Source organism: Leeuwenhoekiella obamensis (assembly GCF_055391795.1).
In genome coordinates this window covers 3,599,662-3,621,107 of record NZ_AP029251.1, presented here as the reverse complement: position 1 = coordinate 3,621,107, position 21,446 = coordinate 3,599,662, and the positions used below count along the sequence as shown (strand labels likewise).

Sequence of the window (21,446 nt, the reverse complement as noted above, 5' to 3'; positions counted from 1 at the left end):
TTATCTAGTCGAATTTTTCGTAGATAATCGGGAGACTGTACAACGTATTTACTTTATGACCTTTAAACAGTCCCGGTCTTACTTGAGGCAATGAACCAAGCACCTCAGCCGTATACTTTTTAAGTTTTTCATTATTAGCCCTCACTTGGATATCAACTATGTCTCCGCTATGATTAATCTTAAATCGTGTGTAAATTCTATTTACTCCCATAACGCTATAATCCCTCACCGCATTAGTATCAAAATTTCTATTAACAAAGAGCGTTATATTATCCTTAAAGCACTTTCTCGCCTCATCTTCTTCTAGATTTTCGCAACCAGGATAAACAGGCGTCCTATCCATTATCGCAAAAGGAATATCCTCCAGACTATCTTGACTCGCATCCGCAGTTGTTGTGCCTTTTCCTTTAGCATGCCCCACAACTGTCACTTCTGTGAGCGGTTCGTCATCCACAACATGATTATCATTATCTGTTTGCTCCCATGGTTTTTCAAGGTTGTTTCCTTTAGTGTAACCATCTACCACTAGTTTCATCAAACCTTTAGTTTCGTTTTCCGTTAGGGTCTCCTTTGCTTCTATGGCTGCCTGCAAATCAGCAATTTGCTCTTCAAGAGATTGATTCTGGGTGTTTTGCGACACCTTATCATCTTGTGTACAAGAAGCGATGAATAGCATTACCCCCACCAATGGAAGAATTAAGAGATATTTTATCCAAGAGGCTTGGCGTGATTTTGATTGTAACATAACTATTCGTTTTTTAGTTAGTGATTGATTAAAAAATGTGTTTATAAAAGACACCTGTTTTGTGCCAAATGCCGCGTTGACCAATTGATTGAGGTAGTCTGATTTTTCTTCTTTTGCTGCCTTTCTATCAGCGATGAATTCATGTACTTCTGCTATGGTTTTTTGATACAACAAGATCATCGGATTAAACCACATCACAATTCTTAGGATCTCAAAAAATAATAGATCGACACCGTGCTTTTGATTCACATGCACTTGTTCATGTTCTAAGATCTGTTTTCGCGAAAGCGCATCAATTTTCTCGCCCATAAATATGGTATTGAAAAAGGTAAATGCTACGGTACTGTTTGGTATATGAATTATACGTTTGTCCTCTTTTCGCTTAAAGCGAAAAAAACGCATAACAGAGGTATACTTCACTGTAAAAAACATAATGCTAAACAACACACCTAAAGCGTACAGTAATGGCACAAGCAACGCCGGGTCAAAAAGATCTTGTCTCGCTTGTATAGTAACCGCAGTTAAATGTACTACTTGCGTTTGTGGCTCGGACTCTCCTAAAATTATCGCTGGTAATTCTTGTATATATCGCGTTACTGGTACACTTGCCTCAACAAAAAGGTCAACGTTAAAAAATGGCAATAACATCGCTAGAACTGGAGTGACAAGCAGGTATACTCGGTTGAAATTAAAGTGCGTTTCTTTATGTAACCAGATGCGGTATGCCGCGAGAAAAATCCCCTGAAACAATATGACTTGAAAGATATATAACAACATATTATTTGTCTTTATTGATCTCTTTTAAAATCGACTCTAGCTCAGTTACACTCATATCTTTCTTCTTCACGAAGAAGGATACCATACTTTTAAAACTGCCATTGAAGTAATCGTTCACCATCTTATTCATACTTGCGCTGCTGTAAGAATCTTTGTCAACTTTAGCGAAATACACATGCCCTCTTCCCTCTTTGCGATAATTCACAAAATCTTTAGTTTCTAGAATACGTACAATTGTAGAGATCGTGTTGTACGCCGGTTTAGGTTCTGGCATTTGATCAATAATAGAAGCGACGTTTGCTTCGCCCAGATCCCATAAGATCTGCATTACTTCTTCTTCGGCTTTTGTGAGTTGTTTCATCTTTTTATGATTAATGACATTTCAAATATAACTAAATAATTAGTTTAAACTAAAATATTAGTTTTACAAAACATGATATTTCAATGAATTAAGCTCCGCAGCGCCCACCACTGGCGGATTTAACTAAAACGTTAAAATTTAAAAAAGCCTCTATGTAAGAGGCTTTTTCTATGGGTTTTATGAAGTTTTTTGGCTTTAAGCCAAAGGAAAAAAGAGCATTTTCTACCCTTTTACTGTGATTCCTACTACAAAACCTTCATGTGCGCGCACATTAAAAACGGTGTTATCTTCAAAAATCAGGTATTGTCCCTTGATGCCTTTTAAGACACCTTCGTAGTCTGGTGTTTTGCCAAGGTTCAAAGTTTTTGGCTTATCAGGATATTGATTTACAGGGAAGTCAATGTGTGTTTCTTTGTTGTTCTCAATAAAATATTGCTGCGCTTCTTCTGGTATAAATTGCTTTAATGCGTCTCGCTGCTCTGCAAGATCAACGTCTTCAATATCGTTTTTAAGCATTTTGCGCCAGTTTGTCTTATCGCTTATATGATCTTTAAGCGCAACTTCTGTAATGCCGGCGAGGTAACGGTTAGGCACTTCTACTATCTCTATAGCTTCATGCGCTCCTTGATCTATCCAGCGTGTGGGCACTTGGGTTTTGCGGGTTACTCCCACTTTTACATTACTACTGTTTGCTAGGTAAACAATATGCGGTTGTAGTTGTACTTTTTTTTCATATTCTAGATCACGATCTTCTTCTCCCAGATGCGCTTTGCTAAGTTCTGGATTCATGATCCAATCGCCTACTTGTGGCAGCTTATAAAAATCATCATAACAATAGCCTTGACGATAGATCTTTTTATCTAAGCCGCAGGCTAAGCATTGATATTTTAAGAACTCTATCTTTATATTTTTTTCAAGCAACTGATTCATGTGAATAAAATCCTGATCTGAAACAAGATAATATTGCACAGGATCCTGAAATTCTGTTGCCATTTTTGTAAGTACACCTTGATATTGCATAATGATCTTTTATTGCACAGCAATTAGATACAAAAGGCTTATTTTAGACCTCAAATCGTTGTGCATTTTTACAAAAATACAATTACGATCAATCTAAAAAGACCTAGATAACCAATTTATAATGCCCATTCCTTTAGTAAATTCGATCGCGTCATGGTTTCTTAAGAAACGTATTCATCAGATGGAACTTTTCATTAAATATCCTCATGACGTTCAGCATGAGCTTTTAATGAAACTTCTTTATAAAGCTAAAGGAACTGAAATAGGCAAAAAACATCACTTTAAAGAAATTAAGGACTACCAGCAATTTGCAAGGCAAGTTCCCATTTCTAACTACGAAAGTGTAAAAGAGAATATTGAACGCAGTAGGCAAGGCATTAATAATATCTCTTGGCCTACACCAATTAAATGGTTTGCTCAAAGTAGCGGCACCACCAGTTCAAAAAGCAAATACATCCCTGTAAGTCCAGAATCTCTAGAAGAATGTCATTATGCTAGTAGCAAAGACCTTCTGTGTGTATATTTAAACAACAATCCAGAATCTCAACTTTTTACGGGTAAGAGTTTGCGCTTAGGTGGAAGTAAAAAATTATATCAGGATAAAGGCACTTCCTTTGGAGATCTTAGTGCGATCTTGATCGATAATATGCCTTTTTGGGCAGAGTTTAGCAGCACACCTGGCAACGAGATCTCTTTAATGAGCGACTGGGAAATTAAAATGCAAGCTATCGTAGATGCTACTGCAAATGAAAATGTAACCAGCCTAGCTGGTGTTCCTTCATGGATGCTGGTTTTACTCAATACATTGCTTGACACCACAGGCAAAAAAGATCTTTTTGAGATTTGGCCTAATCTAGAAGTGTACTTTCATGGTGGAGTGAGTTTTGATCCATATCGCGATCAGTATAAGAATTTGCTTCCCAGAACAGGATTCAATTACTACGAGATCTACAACGCTTCTGAAGGATTTTTTGCAATACAAGATCAAAACGACAGCAACGAACTCCTTTTAATGCTTGATTATGGTATTTTCTATGAGTTTATCCCGATGGACACTTATGGCACAAATGATCAAATTGTATTACCGCTGCACGCTGTAGAACTTGGCAAGAATTACGCGATGGTCATAACTACAAATGCTGGTTTGTGGCGTTATCGCATTGGCGACACTGTGAGGTTCACCTCGCTTTCTCCTTATCGCATCAAGGTAAGCGGTAGAACTAAGCACCATATAAATGTCTTTGGCGAAGAACTCATTATAGAGAATGCTGAAGCCGCTCTTAAAAAAGCTGCCGCAGCGACTAATAGCGAAATCGTAGACTACACAGCTGCTCCCATCTTTATGGAAGGCAAAGAAAAAGGAGCACACGAGTGGATCATAGAATTTAAAAAGCATCCCGCAGATGCAAATGCTTTCAATACGATTCTAGACAAAGCCCTTCAAGAAGTGAACAGCGATTATGAAGCAAAGCGTTTTAATAACACGACGCTTAATGCACCAAAAATTCATTTCGCAAGAGAGCGACTTTTTTATGATTGGCTTAAAGCCAAAAACAAACTGGGCGGTCAGCACAAGGTACCAAGATTGAGCAACACAAGAGAATACGTCGAAGAACTTCTCGCAATTCAACAGTAAAAATCAAAGCCTTGCCTTTTATCGAAAAAATTTACAGTTCGTCAAAAAGTTTTTGTTGAGCAGGATCATCCTATTATATTGGCTACACAAATCATAACTCAAAACACCCCTTAACTTCATCCTCCATGAAGATAGTTTTAACGCTGGCAACGGCGTTTTTTCTTTTAATACCATTAGTGTCAGAGACGTCTAATTTTCCATCCTCTTATCACTTTCGTGAAAACGACTCTGCCCTAATAGAAATGCCGGTAAACACACCAGCAATGGAATATGCAACGTGTGTGATCAACGATCAACTCATCATCGTCACAAACCGAAAGATCAAGAACAATACAGGTAAGATGACTGCGATACTTAATAAACCTACTTTTAAGTTATTGAGTTATCCGCTGGTGAACGAAAATAAAGTAGGCAGGCCGTCTCTTTTACCGGGTATCTTTATAGGTAATGAAAGTATAGGCGCGGTGACATTTACAAGTGATGGTATGCGAACCTTTTTCACGAAAGTGCAAAACGGCAAGCAACACTTGATCACTGCAAGAAAAAGCCATTTTCACAGCGGCGCTTGGGTTAATGAAGAACTATTAGATATTATTCCCGCCGGTTTTTCTATTGAAAATCCTGTGGTAGATCCCAATGACGAATTCCTATATTTCTCTAGCGATATGCCGGGCGGTTATGGAGGTTTTGATATTTATCAGGCAAAGTTATTAGAAGAAGGTAAACTGGGGAAGCCCATAAATCTTGGCTCTACAATTAATTCATCAAAAGATGAAAAATCACCATCGCTAAGTAGAAGTGGAGAAACTATTTTCTTTTCATCAGATCGCGCTGGTGGTCTAGGCGGTTTTGATATTTACCAAACCCAAATTGTTGAAAGCAAATATCTTCCTGCAAAAAATATGGGAAGCGTGATCAACAGCAAACGTAACGAACTGTCTTTTATACCCGTAAGCGAACAGAGCGGCTATTTAAGTTCTGATCGCAATTCGCTAACAACCAACCTGGATATTTACTATTTTTATGGCAGGTTAGATCAATGATCTGAAAAAACCTTACCCAACTTAAACAAGAAAGCCGCATTACAGATTTGTATTGCGGCTTTACTTTTTATTTTAAAAACACTGTTTAAGAAACAGCTTTAAGCTTTCTTAGTGTAGATTTCTCTAGTTTGCTTTGCGCATATTCTTTATTCACGATAAGTTCACCTTCTCCACTACTAGGAAGATCAAACATCGCATCGGTAAGAATAGCTTCGCACAAAGATCTTAATCCACGTGCTCCTAGTTTATATTCTATCGCTTGTTCTACGATATAATCTAGTGCATCTGTTGTGATGTTAAACTCGATCTCATCCATCTCAAACAGTTTTTTATACTGTTTAATGATGGCGTTCTTAGGTTCTGTAAGAATTGCTCTCAGCGTATCTTTATCTAGCGGATTCATATACGTCAACACAGGAAGTCTACCTATGATCTCTGGGATGAGTCCAAAATCTTTAAGATCGCGAGGAACGATATATTTTAAGAGATTATCCTTCTCTATTACATCTTCACTTTTGCTTGCGCTAAAACCTACGGCTTGCATGTTAAGACGTTTGCTTATCACACGCTCTATACCATCAAAAGCTCCACCAGCGATAAACAGAATGTGCTCTGTATTTACCTCGATAAACTTCTGGTCTGGATGTTTTCTGCCACCCTTTGGCGGAACATTTACAACAGTTCCTTCTAGAAGTTTAAGTAATGCTTGTTGTACACCTTCTCCACTCACATCTCTTGTGATAGAAGGATTATCACTCTTACGAGCGATCTTGTCTATCTCGTCAATAAAAACAATACCACGCTCTGCTTTTTCTAGATTGTAGTCTGCCGCTTGCAATAAACGCGTAAGAATACTCTCTACATCTTCTCCCACATAACCAGCCTCAGTAAGTACGGTTGCATCAACAACAGCTAGTGGTACATTGAGCATTTTTGCAATGGTTTTTGCCATAAGGGTTTTACCTGTACCCGTTTGACCCACCATCACGATGTTACTCTTTTGTATCTCTATTTCTTCCTCGTCGCTAGGCTGCAGCAATCTTTTGTAGTGGTTATAAACCGCTACCGAAAGTACCTTTTTGGTATAATCTTGCCCAATGATATATTCATCAAGAAACTCCTTGATCTCCTTGGGTTTTTTAAGCATTAGATCTTTTGCAAGATCACTATTATCAATATCTTTTGATTCTTCAAGAACAATGCCGTGCGCTTGCTCAATACATCTATCACAGATGTGCGCATCAAGTCCTGCAATCAAAAGATTGGTTTCTGGCTTTTTCCTACCACAAAAGGAACATTCTAATTCATCCTTAGCCATAAAATATTTATTATCAAATTGATGCAAAAGGCATCAAGCAATTTTTGCAAAAATATGCCTTTTTAATTAATCGCGGTCTCTGGTTAAGATTTCATCGATCATACCGTATGCTTTTGCTTCATCAGCTTTCATCCAGTAATCACGATCGCTATCTTCATAAACCTTATCATAATCCTGACCAGAATGCTTAGCGATAATCGCATAAAGCTCTTCTTTTAATTTAAGGATCTCGCGTGCTGTGATCTCAATATCGCTCGCTTGACCTTGCGCACCACCTAGAGGCTGGTGAATCATCACACGGCTATGCGTTAATCCGCTACGCTTTCCTTTTTCACCGGCACAAAGTAATACAGCTCCCATACTTGCAGCCATACCTGTACAAATTGTAGCTACATCTGGTTTAATGAACTGCATTGTATCATAAATACCAAGACCTGCATAAACACTACCACCAGGAGAATTGATATAGATCTGGATGTCTTTAGAAGCATCTGTACTTTCTAAAAACAACAATTGTGCTTGCACGATGTTTGCTACCTGATCGTTGATACCTGTTCCTAAAAAGATAATTCTATCCATCATAAGGCGTGAGAACACGTCCATTGCAACGGCATTCATTTGTCTTTCCTCGATTATATTTGGCGTAAGCCCCACAGGATACATGCTGCTCATGATCTTGTCATAATACATGCTGTTTATACCGTGGTCACTTGTTGCGTATTTCTTAAATTCCTTAGCGTAATCCATAGATTTTTATTGTTTTCGCTGCAGCGAAATCATTATTAGATTCAACAAAAAAGGTGTGTTATCAAACCCACCTTCTCATTAGTTTAAAAAAGGCGTTTAACCTTACGATTAAACGCCTTAAATATACTATTTCTTATATAGAAATGCTAGTTGTAAACCTCTTTCACAAATTCTTCAAAGGTTACTTCTTTAGTTTTTAACTTCACGTTTTCTTTAAAGAAATCTAGCAGTTTTCTATTCATCATCTGCTCGCTAAGTCTTCTTACTTCTTCTTGATTGCTCAAGATACGCGCAGCGATGTTATCTAATTCTTCTTCGCTAGGATTAGTCTGGCCGTATTGTGCCATCTGAGCTTTGATCATTGTTTTTGCATAATCTTTAAGCTCTTCAAACTTAACTTGAAGCTCATTCTCTGTAATGATCTTGCCTTCTATAAGTTGATATCTTAATCCTTTTTCTGAACGCTCATACTCCTCTACAGCTTCTTCAAAGGTAAGTTCCTTCTCACCAGATTGCTGTAACCATTTTTTCAAGAAGTCTGCTGGTAGATCAAATTCTGTGTTCTCTATCAACGCCTCTGTGATCGCGTTAAGCAATTGCTGATCTGACTGCTGCTCAAATTGTGCTTCAGCCTCTTCTTTGATCTTATCCTTAAGCTCTGTTGCAGACTTCACATTGTCTTTACCATAAAGCTTGTCAAAAAGCTCTTGATCAAGATCTGCTAGTTCGCGCTCGTTAATTTCTTTAATAGTTACTGTAAGCTCTACATTTTTCTCTGCAGCGTCATCTTCACTAATACCTAAGTAAGCCTGGTAAGAACCAGCTTCTTCAAATAAGCTCTTGCTCTTTACTTCAAGTACATCACCTACTTTAGCTCCAGTAAATTTATCCGTATTGCGTTTTCCTTTGATCTTATTAAGTTCAAAAGTTACATCGCGTTTAATCTCTTCTTCTTCATTAACGATAGAAGCAGTGATCTCAACACCTTCTTTCACTTCTTCTACAGGAGAGATCTTGCCATATTGCTTTTGCATCGCTTTTACCTGATTGTCGATCATTTTATCATCTGCAGTGATCTTGTAAGCAGTGATCGCCTTTTTAGGCTTAAGATCTACATCAAATTTTGGCGCAAGCCCTAGCTCAAATTCAAAGCTGTAATCATCAGCATCCCAGTTAAGCTCTTCTTGATCCTTAGGCAGTGGATTGCCCAATACATCCAATTTTTCTTCGGTAAGATATTTTTGCAAATTCTCTTGCAAAAGTTTGTTTACCTCATCCACAAGTACTGCCTTACCATATTGCTTTTTAACAAGGCTCATAGGCACATGACCTTTTCTAAAACCAGGAATATTAGCAGATTTCCTGTAGTCTTCAAGCACCTTCTGCACCTTATCTTTGTAGTCCGCCTGCGCGATATCTACCTTCAGTACAGCATTCAAATCATCGATGTCTTCTCTTGTAATGTTCATTTGGGCAAATTTTTGCTTTAAATTTCGGTCTGCAAAAGTACTGCTTTTTTCATACCTCAGCAAGTTTTAAGCCACTGGCATTGAGGAACCTTTAAATCATGTGTTTATCGCTTTTGCGAAAGCGACTCAAAAACGATCTCTTCTACCTGAAAAATAAGGAGATCACTTTGCCTTCTTGTCTTCAAAAAGTCCAAAAAGTACAGACTGCAAAAACGACAACAAAAGACTAAAGATCAACGCCCACACAAAGCCATCTACATTAAATCCCGGGATAAAATAATCTACCATAAGAATGATACACCCGTTGATCACAAGAAGAAATAGACCCAAAGTCACAATGGTGATAGGAATTGTAATCACCACAAGTATGGGTTTTACGATCGCCCTGAAAAAAGCCAAGACAAATGCCGTGATCAACGCACTTCCAAAGGAAGCTACGGCAACACCTGGCAACACATAAGCCAAGATTATTACTGCAAGCGCAGTAAAGAGAAGTTTAAGTAAAAAATTCATGATTTGAAGTTACAAAAAAACCGCTATCTCAGTGATAGCGGTTTTTATAAATAAGTATTTTATAAAAAGGACTACTGCTGCACGTCGTTGCTCACAGTAATTGTATTGTAGTTACCAATATTCACCTTAGGCACTGTGCTACCATAAGTAGTATTGATCGCATCTATCGCAAGATTTGCAAGGTATGCATATCCACGAGGCGTAGGGTGAACACCATCTAGAGAAAATGCTCCACCAGTTGCAAAAGTAGACGTTAGTGTACCCGCATCATAAGTAATACCGCCATTTGCAAGTTGGTTTAAAGTTCCTTGCACATCTACAAACGCAAGACCGTTTGCACTAGCGATATTCTGGATAGCTGCGTTGTATGAAGCTTGAGCATCGGTTATCGATTTCTGCTCTTCTGGAATAAGAACCAATTCGTCGCCCAGAGGTACTCCTACACCTCTTACGGTAGTAGGATCATTTGGATTTGCAAGTGTTCCTAGAGTGGATGATGCAGGCAATAAGATCAGATCCTCAGGCGTTGCTTGACGAATGCTTGGCAACCCTAAAGCAGATAAATCAGTTAATTCTTCGTCTTCAATAACAATAGCATTTTGACCTTCTTGAAAACTAATCGTTCTCCTTTCCACTTCTTCTTGCTCCAAAGCTCCTAAAGAAGCCGCAAAGAGAAGACCATTATTATACTGTGTGTAACCAGCATTAACCTGCTCTGCTGTTGCCTCATCTAATGGTATCGCATTATAAGGCACTGTTGTAAAATATGGGATTGACGTTACATCTGGAATATTAAACACCACTCCACCTGTTGTACTTCCTGACAATGCAGCAACAAGATCATTGTAAACAGATGCAAAAACTTGAGTGTTTGTAATATCATTAGGCCCATAGGTACTTGGATCTAAATTAAGGTTTTCTTGATCATTCGTATCAACCCCGATTCCTCCAGAAGTAGCATAACTTAAAATATCATTATTACCTATCCATAAACTAAAGAAAGTAGGTGATTGCGCTAAAGCATCTCCTAAAACAGTAGCATCTGCAGAAGACGCAAAGCGAACAAAATATGGATTTGCATTATCTGGCACTCTAGCCACATTACCATAACCAGAAGCACCTAAATGGAAACTTTTTGCACCAGGAACACCATAGTTATTAAATGAGCCAGATAGTACATTTGTAATATCTGTTTGTGGATCTCCAGCTAAACGAGCAGGACCTATAGGTGTCACAGCATCTTGTGCAGTAAGCACAAATCTGTTTTCAGCAATAACTTCCCCTCCTAATTTTAAACCACCTAGATTATCTGCCATAAGTGGTTGTTTGAACTCTCCACCACCAGCAAGCTTAAATTGACCTGCCATGATATTAGGTAAAGAATTCTCTTGCCCTGTGATGTATAAAGCTCCATCAGCATAACCCGCTGTTAAGCTATTACCTACTGACACAAAATTTGAGAAATCTGCCTCACCACTGGTGTAAAAGCCATCCTCGTCAATAGGATTTTCTAGTTCTGCATCACATCCTACAGCAAGAATAGAAGCAAACGCTAAATATTTTAAATATGTTTTCATAGTATTTATTTTTTACAAACTATATGATAGACCTATACCAGGAATAAAAGAAGAACTCTTATATGTTCCTTCAAACGGAACATTCTGCCCATTTTCCTGATAATAATCGTAAGAAGCATCAATCTCTTTAAATCTTAAATAAAGAAAAGAAGCATCTATACTTAGGTGTTCATTTACATTAAAAGAAAGACCAGCAGTAAAACCATTGCTATCATTTCTAGGTGTTTCTGGAGCGAAATATCCAGCCTGAACTGGAGACTCATCAAAGTAATATCCACCTCTTAATGTAAACATATCGTTTGCTACATATTCTACACCAAATCTATATGTAGAAGAATCCTTATAGTTTCTTGGGTTAAAAGAATCTGGATACGCAGGATTAGTAAAATCTATATCAAGATTTTCATAAACACCCCAGAAGGTTCTTACGTAGTCAAAGTTGAACGTCCAGTTTTCTTTTAAACTATACGAAGCACCCACAGTAAGTTCTGCCGGCATCGGTAAAGATGCAGAGAAGCCTGTCGTTCCGTTGGCTGGCGCCAAAGGAGAATTTGGGAAATTTGAGAAAGTCGCTGTACCGTCTTCAGACTCAAGAATGATCTCTGAGCGGTAGTTTACACCTAAAGTAAGATCATCTGTTAAACGCGCCATCGCCGATGCTGACCAACCAAAATTTGTCACACCGCTATCGTCAACAGTAACATTAGAACGATTACCCTCTAGATCTGAAAGTGTACGGTTTGCATTACGATTAAAGTTTACTGCACCAGTAACGAATATAGGACCACCACCCACACTAAACATGTCGTTGATCTTAAACGAAACTAATGGCTGTACAAATATCGCCTGAAGTTCAATTTTATTCACGAGGTGAGAACCAGCCCAATCTGTAGGCCATTCTACTGTACTACCATAAGGAGTATAAACTGCAAGACCCGCAGTAAACCACTCGTTCACCGCATAAGAACCATATAAATAAAAAGGAGTACCCACATTATCCTCGGTACTCGCCATCTGGCCAAAATCTGAATTTTGCCAAGCCACATCAGAGAAAACAGCACTTGCACCCGCAGAGATGTTTATTTTATTTTCTAAATAAACCAATCCCGCTGGGTTGAAAAATGCAAGTTCTGCATTGTTTACATAAGCTACACCAGAGTGCCCCATGGCTAATGCTCTTTGCCCTTGCAAAGACACACGATACCCTCCTGCATAACTTGTCGCAAAGGTACCAAGTACCAAAGCGACCAATAGGAATCTTTTCATCATTTTTTAAGTAAGTTAAGAATTAATGATTTTTCAATTTCAATCAAAAAAATTGCGATAGCGTTAAAATCGTCAAGAATTTAGAACAAAAATATTATGTATGCATAATATTTTTGTTAAACAATGTTATAAAAATTTTGTCACTTCTGCGTAGAAATCTTTAGGATTTTCGGCGTGAAGCCAGTGACCGGCATTAGAAATTATAACGATTTCGCTATCAGGAAAGTATTTTGAGATAGAAACTTTCTCATTTTCTGTTATATAATCAGATTTAGCTCCTTTAAGAAATAGAGTTTTTCCATTATAAACAGCATCTGCAGGCAACGCTTCTCCTATTGCTTCCATTTTTTGCGAAAGCACAGGAAGATTCATACGCAGCTCTAATTTCTTCTGTTTATTCCAAAAAAGGTTCTTCAACAAAAACTGTCGCGTACCCCAATCTTTTATGTAGTTAGCCAAATAATCATCTGCATCACCTCTGCTTGTTAGCGCCTCGTCATTTGCTGCAAGCTTGGTTAAACCAGAAAGGATCTCAAGATGATGCGGCGGGTAGTATCGTGGCGCAATATCTGCAACAATTAATTTAGTTACCATTTCTGGAAATTGCACCGCAAAACGCATTGCGGTTTTACCGCCCATGCTATGCCCTAAAAGAATGACCTCATCAAGATTTTTTGAATCGCAATATTCCTTTAGATCTTGCGCCATGAGTTCATAGCTAAAATCTTCTGAATGAAAACTTCTTCCGTGATTACGCTGATCTACAAGATGCACTTCATAACCATCTTCGGCAAATTGACCTGCAAGGGTTTTCCAGTTATCACCCATACCCAGAAAACCGTGAAGGATGACAAAGGGTTTTCCACTTCCTATAACTTTAGAATGTAAGATCATTGCAGTTTTTCTAAATATTGAGTTATCGTAGTTTCAAAACCTAGATAAAGTGCTTCCGCGATAAGCGCATGACCTATAGATACTTCTAGCAATCCCGGAATACTGTTCTTAAAGAACTGTACATTTTCAAGCGAAAGATCATGACCTGCATTGATCCCTAGATCAAGATCGTTTGCAACTAGCGCAGCGTCTACGTAGGGCTTAATGGCACTTGTATCTCCTTTTTCAAAACCTTTGGCGAAAGCCTCAGTATACAACTCAATACGATCTGTACCTGTTTCTTTTGCTCCTTCTACCATTTTCTCAATAGGATCAACAAAGATTGACGTGCGAATACCGTTAGACTTAAACTCGGTTATCACCTCGTTTAAAAAAGACTTGTTCTTGATCGTGTCCCAACCCGCATTAGAAGTGATCGCATCTACCGCATCTGGCACAAGCGTTACCTGATCTGGCTTAACCTCAAGTACGAGATTGATAAATTTCTCTACCGGATTACCTTCTATATTAAGTTCTGTCGTGACAACAGTTTTAAGATCGCGTGCATCTTGATAGCGTATGTGACGCTCATCTGGACGCGGATGTATCGTGATACCTTGCGCACCAAATTTCTCAATATCCTTTACCGTCTTTAGCAAATCTGGCACATTACCACCACGCGCGTTACGCAATGTGGCGATCTTATTTACATTAACACTTAGCTTAGTCATAGTATCATTATTGAAGGGCAAAAATACAAAGTAGCAACCCCTAAGGCCTTATTTTTTTGACTAAATTGCATATAGAAAAATTGCTATGATCATTACAGACTTCATTATTAACGACATTGAGCCACTGCTGATGGATGATAACATCGGCAAGGCGCAAGATGTCTTTACGCAAACCACATATTCTCACATCCCCGTTATGAATAATGGTATTTATCTGGGATGCATTGCAGAAAATGATGTGCACTGCCTTAGTGCAGATGAGCTCATCAAAGATCACGCACATATGCTAGAGGGGTTTTATGTACGCGAAGAGACGGTATGGTTAAATATTCTTGAGGCTTTTGGCCAAAACAATACTAACATAATTCCTGTGCTGGACGAGAGCAATATTTACCGTGGCTACTATGAGCTTACAGATATTGTAAACTATTTTAACAGCACACCTTTTTTAAGCGAAATAGGAAACATACTTATCGTTGAAAAAGGAATCTGGGATTATAGCTTTAGCGAAATTTCTCAAATCGTGGAGTCTAGCGAAGGTCAGGTTTTAGGAGCTTTTATATCAAAAATCGCTAATGATGTTGCGCAGATCTCAATAAAAATAGGTCGCGCCGGAAGCATAAATGACATTCTCCAAACCTTCCGCAGGTATGGCTACAACATAGTCTCAAATCATCAAGAAGATGCGCTACTTAATGACTTAAGAGAACGCTCTCAATATCTTGAAAAATACCTCAACATATAATCTATGAAGGTAGGCATCTACGGCCAGTTTTATCATGAAAACTCAGGTCAATACATAGAAACGCTGCTAGACATTCTTAACGAGAAGGACGTCTCTGTAGTGATTGAGGAAAATTTCTTGAAGCTCATTCGCGAGAACAAAGAAATAAATAAAGATTACCCACAGTTTAGCACCTTTGAGGAGCTAGACCACTCTTACGATCTTTTCTTTAGCATAGGCGGTGACGGTACAATATTAAAAACCATCACCTATGTAAGAGATCTGGGCATTCCCATCGTAGGCATAAATACAGGTAGGCTGGGCTTTCTCGCAACTATACAGAAAGAGCATATTGCCACTTCCGTGGAAAAGATCCTGACAAAAGACTACAGAACTTCACCCAGATCTTTGATCCAACTAGAAACAGAAGAGCCAAAACTTCAGGAAAAAATAGGCCTTAATTTTGCTTTGAATGAGATCACGATAAGCAGAAAGAACTCTACCTCGATGATCTCTGTAGAAACGTATCTTGATGGTGAATACCTCACAAACTTCTGGGCCGATGGACTCATAATCTCAACGCCCACAGGATCTACAGGATATTCCTTAAGTTGCGGCGGACCAGTAATTATGCCAGGTAACTCAAGTTTTGTTCTTACTCCTATTGCACCACATAATCTCAATGCGCGCCCACTTGTTGTGCCAGATAATGTTGAGATCTCACTTAAAGTTTCAGGAAGAGAAGAAGATCACCTTGTTTCTCTAGATTCTCGAATTGCCAGTATACCCGTTGAAACAAAGCTTATTTTAAAAAGAACACCGTTTAACATCAATATGGTGACCTTTGCAAATGACACCTTCATCTCCACCTTGCGCAAAAAATTAATGTGGGGCGAAGACAAACGCAATTAAGCAATATTATAGGCTGTTTTCAGTTATCTAAGAGACCTTGACACAAATTGTTAAAGGGCAGACTTTATTGTTATATTTGCAAACTTTTTAACCTATGCGCCACTTTTTGACTACAGTCATACTACTAACCTGCTTTGCAACCTTGCAGGGACAGACATACGAGATTGGGGTGATCGCCGGCGGAACAAATTTTATAGGCGACGTAGGTAGTACAAATTACATTTCTCCCAATGCGGTTATGGCTGGCGGAATGTTTAGATACAATAGAAATCCGCGTGTTACGTATAGATTTACAGCAAAATTTGGCTCATTGCAAGCTGACGATCTCAAATCTGATGACGCTAGCAGACAAGTAAGAGGCTATGAGTTTAGTACAGATATGCTTGAGCTAGGCGCAGGTATTGAATATTCTTTTTGGGAATTTAATCTTCACGAAAGCTTTAATAAACCTGCAACTCCGTATCTTCACACCGGTATTGAGTTTTTTAATCACGACCTTTTTAGACCTAGCGCTAATGGCTTGATAAAGACAGATAATGAGTGGGATTTTGCTATTCCGCTTACTTTGGGTTTTAAAATGGCTATCGGCTCTAGATTTATCGCTGGTGCAGAGATTGGAGCTCGATATACTTTTATAGACCATATGGATGGAAGCGTGCAGGAAGCAAATCCTGAGAATCCACCATATTTTGGTAATATTAGCAATGATGACTGGTACATGTTTACTGGTGTAACGTTAACGTATACTTTTGGGCGCCGACCCTGTTATTGCGGTTTTTAAAATTTTAAGAATGAACCTTGACCAATTAGATAAAGACAAGCTACCACAGCACGTTGCCATTATTATGGATGGTAACGGAAGATGGGCCAAAAAACAAGGCCTACTACGTATGAATGGTCATAAAAAAGGCACTCAAGCTGTAAGAGAAACGGTTGAGGCATGTGCAGAGTTAGGTGTTCCTTACCTCACACTTTATGCATTTTCTACCGAAAACTGGAAAAGACCAAAGCTTGAAGTAGATACTTTAATGAATCTTTTGGTTTCTTCTTTAAAGAAAGAGATCAAGACTTTACAAGACAATAATATATCGCTTAATGCCATAGGAAGCATCTCTAATCTACCCGCTAAAGCGCAAAAAGAACTCAGCGAAGTAATAGAGAAAACTAAAAACAACAAGAGACTTAAACTCACACTGGCATTGAGCTATGGATCAAGGGAAGAACTTACAAAAACCGTCCAGGAAATCGCTCTTAAAGTTAAAAATAATGTATTTTCGCCACATTTAATTTCAGAGGCAGTCATTAAGGAACATTTGTATACTCATGACCTGCCAGATGTAGATTTACTCATCCGTACAAGTGGAGAACAACGGATAAGTAACTTTTTGCTTTGGCAGATAGCCTATGCTGAGCTATACTTCACAGAAGTATTATGGCCAGATTTTAGAAAGGAACATCTGTACGAAGCAATTTTTAATTATCAGAAAAGAGAAAGAAGATTTGGAAAGACGAGTGATCAAATCAATTGAATCAATGTATAAGAAGAGCGCATTCGCTCTATTCTTCATTTTAGTTTGCATTTCCCCTAAACTATATTCCCAAGATACAGACATACCTTTTTCAGAAGGAAAGCAATACACCATTGGCACAATATCTGTTTCAGGAAATACACAGTTTAACGAGCAAACAGTAATTACATACACAGGCCTTAAAACTGGTGACGTGCTTTATTTACCAGGAGATAAGATAAGCCAAGTAATTAAGAAACTTTGGAATATTGGTCTGTTTAGCGACATCAACCTTTATGTAACGAATGTTGAGGGCGACACTGTTGATCTTCAGCTTGAAGTACAAGAAGTACCTGCGCTTAATAAAGTTACAGTTACCGGTATCAAAGAAAAAAAGGGCGAAGAACTTATTAAAGACAATAAACTTACTCGCGGGACCAAGGTTACCGAAAACCTGATCACAACTACAAAGAACTTCATCGAGAATAAATACAAAGAGCAAGGTTTCTTAAACAGCAAAGTAAATATCATTACTCGCAAAGTTGAAGATTCTACCGATGCTCAAAAGGTTGACATGCTTATCACTGTAGACAAAAGTGATCGCGTGAAGATCGACAATATTGTTTTTGAAGGTAATAGCGAGCTTAGCGATAGTAAACTTCGCAAGCAAATGAAGAACACTAAGAAGAAAAATGTCTTAAGGTTCTGGAAACGCTCTAAGTATATTGAAGAAAACTACGAAGAAGACAAGGTTAAGATCATTGAAAAATACAAAGAGAAAGGTTTTAGAGATGCTCGTATTGTTTCAGACACGCTTACAAAAGACGGTAATGATCTTATTACGCTTAAGCTAAATGTGGAAGAAGGTGATAAATACTACTTTGGTGATATTAACTTCTTAGGAAACACTGTTTACAATGACAAATTCTTAGCAAGCAGATTAGGTATTGAAAAAGGCGATGTGTACAACGGCGTACTTTTTAAAGAGCGTATTGCAAAAGAAGGCGATCCTGATGCAGACGATCTTACAAACCTTTATCAAAACACAGGTTACCTTTTCTCTTCTATCAACCCGGTAGAAGTAAATGTTCACAATGACACGATCGACTTTGAAGTTAGAATTACCGAAGGTAAATTGGCTTATTTTGACCGTATCACTGTAGAAGGAAACGACAAAACTAACGACCGTGTAATCTACCGCCTATTGCGCACACGCCCTGGAAACAGATATAGCCGTGCAGCAGTGATGACAACTGTAAGAGAACTTGGTCAAACAGGATGGTTTAACCCAGAAAATCTTAATCCAGAATTCCTTAATCCAGATCAATACAACGGTACGATTGACATCAACTACAATGTTGAGGAGCAAGGTGCCAGCCAGATCGAACTTTCTGGTGGTTACGGTGGTGGAGGTTTTGTTGGGACGCTTGGTCTCTCTTTCAACAACTTCTCTATCCAGAACTTATTTAACAAAGAGGCATACCAGCCGCTTCCTATGGGAGATGGGCAGAAGTTTAGCTTACGTGCGCAAGCAAGTACATATTACCAGACTTATAGCGCTTCCTTATCAGAACCATGGTTAGGTGGTAAAAAGCCGGTAAACTTCCAGCTTTCATTCTCGCACAGTATTTCATACTTAACAAACTACGGTATTGGTAGACTAGAAGTTGACAAAGACAGAAGATTCTTAATTACTGGTGGATCTATCGGTCTATCAAAACGCTTGAACTGGCCTGATAACTTCTTCTACCTTTCTAATGCGATCAGTTTTCAGCATTTTGACCTTAAGAACTACAACACAGGTCTATTTACCTTCGGTAATGGTTCTTCAGAGAACTTAGCATACACAATTGGTATTTCTCGTAATCAAGGAGATCAGAACCCTATTTTCCCGCGTAACGGGTCTAATTTTAGCCTTACGGCGAAATTAACTCCGCCATATTCTGCATGGAATGGTGTTGATTACAAAGCCTTAAATGAAGAGCGAGCTCAAGCAATTGAAGATGGTGATTTTGAAAGAAGAGGAGAAATTGACCAGCAACGTTTTGACTGGCTAGAATATTACAAGATCAAATTCAGCGGCCAGTGGTTTACGCAACTTATAGGTGACCTTGTATTAAGCAGCAAAGTAGAATTTGGTTTCTTAGGTGCATACAACAGCGAGAGAGGTATTCCTCCATTTGAAAGATTCTTCTTAGGTGGTGACGGTCTTGCAGGTTATGCTTTAGATGGTCGTGAAGTTGTAAGACTTAGAGGTTATCCTAACCAGTCTGTAGCGCCTGCTGATAGAAATTATGATTTACAGAACGATCCTAACTTAGATTTAGATTCTAATGATGGAGCTACGATCTACAACAAATTTGAGTTTGAATTGCGCTATCCAGTGGTGCTAAAACCATCAGCTTCTATCTACGGATTAATTTTTGCTGAAGGTGGTGCGTCGTTTGACAATTTTAGAAACTATAATCCGTTCTCTTTAAACCGTTCAGCTGGTGCAGGAATTCGTATTTTTATGCCAGCCTTTGGTCTTCTGGGTATAGATTTCGGCTATGGATTCGACCCTATTCCAGGAACCGTCGGTGGTGCTAATGGATGGGAAACGCACTTTATCATTGGGCAGAACCTATAAATTTGGCACGATATTTTCTAAATAAAATATAACGCCATGATGCAACGATTTTTCCTTATTACTTTGGCTCTTGTAGCAACATTTTCCGCGAAAGCGCAAAAAAGCATACGCATAGGTTACATTGATATGGAATATATCTTGCAAAATGTTCCTGAATATCAGGATGCACAAAAACAACTCGATCAGCGTGTAGGAGAATGGAAAAAGGAGATCGAGACCAGAAAAAGCAAAGTGGCAGAAATGAGAAAGTCACTCGAGAATGAGAAAGTCTTACTAACCACAGAGCTTATTGATGAGCGAGAAGAAGAGATCACTTATCTAGAAGAAGAGTTGATGGATTATCAGCAAAAGCGTTTTGGCCCGCAAGGCGATCTTATGATCCAGAGACGCAATCTTGTTGAGCCAGTACAAGATCAAGTCTTTAATGCTGTGCAAGAGATAAGCAAAGCAAGACAGTATGATTTTGTTTTTGACAAGTCTGCAGACCTTGTGATGCTTTATGCAAACGAGAGACATGATATTAGCGATCAGATTTTATTGAGCATAACTAGAGCCTCAAAGCGTAATCAAATAAGTAATCGCTCTGAGCGAAAAGAACTAGAGCGCAACGAAGCTAGATCTGTAGAAGAAGAAAGAGAAGTTACAGCCCGCGAGGAAGAAGCTGAAGCAAAAAAGACAGAAAGAGACAGTATCATCGCAGCAAGACAAGATGCTCGCGAAGCCGAAAAATTAGCTAAAGAGCAAGAGTTTGAAGAAAGACGCAAACAATTGCTTGAAGAAAGACAGCAAAAACGTGACAGCATTATTGCCGCAAGAAAAAAAGCTGCCGGTATAACTGAAGATCCCGCAGAAGCAGGCCTCAGTGCAGAAGAAAAGAGAAAGAAAATATTAGAAGAAAGACAACGTCAAAGAGATTCTATCTTGCAATTAAGACAACGCCGCAAAGACTCTCTTGATGCAGCCAGAAAAGGTAACGGAATGAAACCACCTGGCTCAGGCTTATAAACAACTATAAACACAATATTATAAAACCTAAATTTTATACTTTACAATGAAACAATTTAAGACCCTTATTGTAGCGATCGCTTTAATCCTTGGTATCTCTGCCAGCGTTAACGCACAAAACAGCAAAGTAGCTCATATTGACACACAAGCATTATTAGAAGATTTACCCAAATATCAGCGCGCACAAGCAGACCTTGAAAAATTACGTGCTTCTTATGATGCAGACATCAAAGCACAAGGTGTTGACCTTCAAAAGAAAAATGAGCAATATGCTCGTGAAGCTCAAACTAAAACTAACGAAGAAAACGCTGCTCGTCAAAGAGAAGTAGCTGCTCTTCAGCAAAATATTCTTGATTTCCGTCGTAATGCATATCAAGATATCGCTAAAAAAGAAGGTGATCTATACAGACCAATTCTTGAAGAGGTAAGAGTTAAGATCCAAGAAGTAGCTCGTGCTAAAGGCTTTCAATATGTACTAGACAGCACAACAGGAACTGGCGTTCTTCTTGCAGATGGATACGATCTTACTGCAGATGTAAAAAAAGCACTTGGTTTATAAAAAACCAACTTATAGAAATGTTATAAAAACTGC

20 protein-coding genes are annotated in these 21,446 nt (G+C 38.6%); 9 read left to right on the top strand and 11 right to left on the bottom strand.

The window, feature by feature from the left end:
• Positions 1-4: 4 nt before the first annotated feature.
• The 3 genes from ACZ5L8_RS15920 to ACZ5L8_RS15910 all read right to left on the bottom strand — a co-directional run bounded on the left by ACZ5L8_RS15920 (position 5) and on the right by ACZ5L8_RS15910 (position 2,903).
• Positions 5-1,522 (bottom strand): M56 family metallopeptidase, encoded by a 1,518-nt coding sequence (locus ACZ5L8_RS15920; protein WP_464438637.1) that lies wholly within the window; start codon positions 1,520-1,522, stop codon positions 5-7.
• 1 nt (position 1,523) lies between these two features.
• The gene (locus ACZ5L8_RS15915; RefSeq protein WP_464438635.1) at positions 1,524-1,883 is read right to left on the bottom strand and encodes a BlaI/MecI/CopY family transcriptional regulator; all 360 of its coding nucleotides are present in this window, start codon (positions 1,881-1,883) and stop codon (positions 1,524-1,526) included.
• Positions 1,884-2,105: 222 nt separating this feature from the next.
• The gene (locus ACZ5L8_RS15910) at positions 2,106-2,903 is read right to left on the bottom strand and encodes a DUF2797 domain-containing protein (RefSeq protein ID WP_464438633.1); all 798 of its coding nucleotides are present in this window, start codon (positions 2,901-2,903) and stop codon (positions 2,106-2,108) included.
• A gap of 121 nt (positions 2,904-3,024) precedes the next feature.
• Here ACZ5L8_RS15910 and ACZ5L8_RS15905 point away from each other — a divergent pair, with 121 nt between their 5' ends.
• Positions 3,025-4,539: a GH3 auxin-responsive promoter family protein gene (locus ACZ5L8_RS15905; protein WP_464438631.1), complete on the top strand. Its 1,515-nt coding sequence runs from the start codon at positions 3,025-3,027 to the stop codon at positions 4,537-4,539.
• A 125-nt stretch (positions 4,540-4,664) separates the two neighbouring features.
• Complete coding sequence (locus ACZ5L8_RS15900) at positions 4,665-5,582, top strand: TolB-like translocation protein (RefSeq protein ID WP_464438629.1); 918 nt, start codon at positions 4,665-4,667, stop codon at positions 5,580-5,582.
• 85 nt (positions 5,583-5,667) lie between these two features.
• Here ACZ5L8_RS15900 and clpX read toward each other — a convergent pair whose 3' ends face one another.
• The 8 genes from clpX to ACZ5L8_RS15860 form a co-directional block, all read right to left on the bottom strand.
• Positions 5,668-6,900, bottom strand: coding sequence for an ATP-dependent Clp protease ATP-binding subunit ClpX (clpX, locus tag ACZ5L8_RS15895; protein WP_464438628.1), 1,233 nt, complete (start codon positions 6,898-6,900; stop codon positions 5,668-5,670).
• A 66-nt stretch (positions 6,901-6,966) separates the two neighbouring features.
• A complete protein-coding gene (gene clpP / locus ACZ5L8_RS15890) occupies positions 6,967-7,647 on the bottom strand; it encodes an ATP-dependent Clp endopeptidase proteolytic subunit ClpP (RefSeq protein ID WP_462599677.1) in 681 nt (226 codons plus the stop codon).
• A gap of 146 nt (positions 7,648-7,793) precedes the next feature.
• Positions 7,794-9,116, bottom strand: a complete 1,323-nt coding sequence (gene tig, locus ACZ5L8_RS15885; RefSeq protein ID WP_464438627.1) for a trigger factor — start codon at positions 9,114-9,116, stop codon at positions 7,794-7,796.
• A 162-nt stretch (positions 9,117-9,278) separates the two neighbouring features.
• Positions 9,279-9,629: a phage holin family protein gene (locus ACZ5L8_RS15880; RefSeq protein WP_464438626.1), complete on the bottom strand. Its 351-nt coding sequence runs from the start codon at positions 9,627-9,629 to the stop codon at positions 9,279-9,281.
• A 71-nt stretch (positions 9,630-9,700) separates the two neighbouring features.
• Positions 9,701-11,206 (bottom strand): G-D-S-L family lipolytic protein, encoded by a 1,506-nt coding sequence (locus tag ACZ5L8_RS15875; protein WP_464438624.1) that lies wholly within the window; start codon positions 11,204-11,206, stop codon positions 9,701-9,703.
• A 12-nt stretch (positions 11,207-11,218) separates the two neighbouring features.
• Positions 11,219-12,472 carry an OmpP1/FadL family transporter gene (locus tag ACZ5L8_RS15870; RefSeq protein ID WP_464440981.1) on the bottom strand — a complete coding sequence of 418 codons (1,254 nt, stop codon included), beginning with the start codon at positions 12,470-12,472 and terminating at the stop codon, positions 11,219-11,221.
• Between the two features lie 126 nt (positions 12,473-12,598).
• Positions 12,599-13,366 (bottom strand): alpha/beta fold hydrolase, encoded by a 768-nt coding sequence (locus tag ACZ5L8_RS15865; RefSeq protein ID WP_464438622.1) that lies wholly within the window; start codon positions 13,364-13,366, stop codon positions 12,599-12,601.
• Complete coding sequence (locus ACZ5L8_RS15860) at positions 13,363-14,076, bottom strand: pyridoxine 5'-phosphate synthase (RefSeq protein WP_464438620.1); 714 nt, start codon at positions 14,074-14,076, stop codon at positions 13,363-13,365. The genes ACZ5L8_RS15865 and ACZ5L8_RS15860 overlap by 4 nt, the downstream gene beginning before the upstream one ends.
• Before the next feature lie 85 nt (positions 14,077-14,161).
• On the opposite strand from ACZ5L8_RS15860, the gene ACZ5L8_RS15855 reads away from it, so the two are divergent.
• The 7 genes from ACZ5L8_RS15855 (at position 14,162) to ACZ5L8_RS15825 (ending at position 21,413) form a co-directional block, all read left to right on the top strand.
• Positions 14,162-14,821, top strand: coding sequence for an acetoin utilization protein acuB (locus ACZ5L8_RS15855; RefSeq protein ID WP_462599683.1), 660 nt, complete (start codon positions 14,162-14,164; stop codon positions 14,819-14,821).
• 3 nt (positions 14,822-14,824) lie between these two features.
• Positions 14,825-15,712 carry an NAD kinase gene (locus ACZ5L8_RS15850; protein WP_464438618.1) on the top strand — a complete coding sequence of 296 codons (888 nt, stop codon included), beginning with the start codon at positions 14,825-14,827 and terminating at the stop codon, positions 15,710-15,712.
• Between the two features lie 94 nt (positions 15,713-15,806).
• Entirely contained in the window at positions 15,807-16,493 is a 687-nt protein-coding gene (gene porG, locus ACZ5L8_RS15845; protein ID WP_464438616.1) for a type IX secretion system protein PorG, read from the top strand.
• Positions 16,494-16,503: 10 nt separating this feature from the next.
• Complete coding sequence (locus ACZ5L8_RS15840) at positions 16,504-17,241, top strand: isoprenyl transferase (RefSeq protein ID WP_462599686.1); 738 nt, start codon at positions 16,504-16,506, stop codon at positions 17,239-17,241.
• A 4-nt stretch (positions 17,242-17,245) separates the two neighbouring features.
• Positions 17,246-19,849 carry a BamA/OMP85 family outer membrane protein gene (locus tag ACZ5L8_RS15835; RefSeq protein WP_464438614.1) on the top strand — a complete coding sequence of 868 codons (2,604 nt, stop codon included), beginning with the start codon at positions 17,246-17,248 and terminating at the stop codon, positions 19,847-19,849.
• Between the two features lie 36 nt (positions 19,850-19,885).
• Positions 19,886-20,854, top strand: coding sequence for an OmpH/Skp family outer membrane protein (locus tag ACZ5L8_RS15830; protein WP_464438613.1), 969 nt, complete (start codon positions 19,886-19,888; stop codon positions 20,852-20,854).
• A gap of 46 nt (positions 20,855-20,900) precedes the next feature.
• On the top strand, positions 20,901-21,413 hold the full coding sequence (locus ACZ5L8_RS15825) for an OmpH/Skp family outer membrane protein (protein ID WP_464438612.1): 513 nt from the start codon (positions 20,901-20,903) through the stop codon (positions 21,411-21,413).
• The last annotated feature ends 33 nt before the right edge of the window (positions 21,414-21,446 follow it).

Bases quoted from the DNA above. Each gene is read 5' to 3' on its own strand.
- ACZ5L8_RS15920 (WP_464438637.1), bottom strand. From the start codon at position 1,522: ATGTTGTTATATATCTTTCAAGTCATATTGTTTCAGGGGATTTTTCTC.
- ACZ5L8_RS15915 (WP_464438635.1), bottom strand. From the start codon at position 1,883: ATGAAACAACTCACAAAAGCCGAAGAAGAAGTAATGCAGATCTTATGG.
- ACZ5L8_RS15910 (WP_464438633.1), bottom strand. From the start codon at position 2,903: ATGCAATATCAAGGTGTACTTACAAAAATGGCAACAGAATTTCAGGAT.
- ACZ5L8_RS15905 (WP_464438631.1), top strand. From the start codon at position 3,025: ATGCCCATTCCTTTAGTAAATTCGATCGCGTCATGGTTTCTTAAGAAA.
- ACZ5L8_RS15900 (WP_464438629.1), top strand. From the start codon at position 4,665: ATGAAGATAGTTTTAACGCTGGCAACGGCGTTTTTTCTTTTAATACCA.
- clpX (WP_464438628.1), bottom strand. From the start codon at position 6,900: ATGGCTAAGGATGAATTAGAATGTTCCTTTTGTGGTAGGAAAAAGCCA.
- clpP (WP_462599677.1), bottom strand. From the start codon at position 7,647: ATGGATTACGCTAAGGAATTTAAGAAATACGCAACAAGTGACCACGGT.
- tig (WP_464438627.1), bottom strand. From the start codon at position 9,116: ATGAACATTACAAGAGAAGACATCGATGATTTGAATGCTGTACTGAAG.
- ACZ5L8_RS15880 (WP_464438626.1), bottom strand. From the start codon at position 9,629: ATGAATTTTTTACTTAAACTTCTCTTTACTGCGCTTGCAGTAATAATC.
- ACZ5L8_RS15875 (WP_464438624.1), bottom strand. From the start codon at position 11,206: ATGAAAACATATTTAAAATATTTAGCGTTTGCTTCTATTCTTGCTGTA.
- ACZ5L8_RS15870 (WP_464440981.1), bottom strand. From the start codon at position 12,472: ATGAAAAGATTCCTATTGGTCGCTTTGGTACTTGGTACCTTTGCGACA.
- ACZ5L8_RS15865 (WP_464438622.1), bottom strand. From the start codon at position 13,366: ATGATCTTACATTCTAAAGTTATAGGAAGTGGAAAACCCTTTGTCATC.
- ACZ5L8_RS15860 (WP_464438620.1), bottom strand. From the start codon at position 14,076: ATGACTAAGCTAAGTGTTAATGTAAATAAGATCGCCACATTGCGTAAC.
- ACZ5L8_RS15855 (WP_462599683.1), top strand. From the start codon at position 14,162: ATGATCATTACAGACTTCATTATTAACGACATTGAGCCACTGCTGATG.
- ACZ5L8_RS15850 (WP_464438618.1), top strand. From the start codon at position 14,825: ATGAAGGTAGGCATCTACGGCCAGTTTTATCATGAAAACTCAGGTCAA.
- porG (WP_464438616.1), top strand. From the start codon at position 15,807: ATGCGCCACTTTTTGACTACAGTCATACTACTAACCTGCTTTGCAACC.
- ACZ5L8_RS15840 (WP_462599686.1), top strand. From the start codon at position 16,504: ATGAACCTTGACCAATTAGATAAAGACAAGCTACCACAGCACGTTGCC.
- ACZ5L8_RS15835 (WP_464438614.1), top strand. From the start codon at position 17,246: ATGTATAAGAAGAGCGCATTCGCTCTATTCTTCATTTTAGTTTGCATT.
- ACZ5L8_RS15830 (WP_464438613.1), top strand. From the start codon at position 19,886: ATGATGCAACGATTTTTCCTTATTACTTTGGCTCTTGTAGCAACATTT.
- ACZ5L8_RS15825 (WP_464438612.1), top strand. From the start codon at position 20,901: ATGAAACAATTTAAGACCCTTATTGTAGCGATCGCTTTAATCCTTGGT.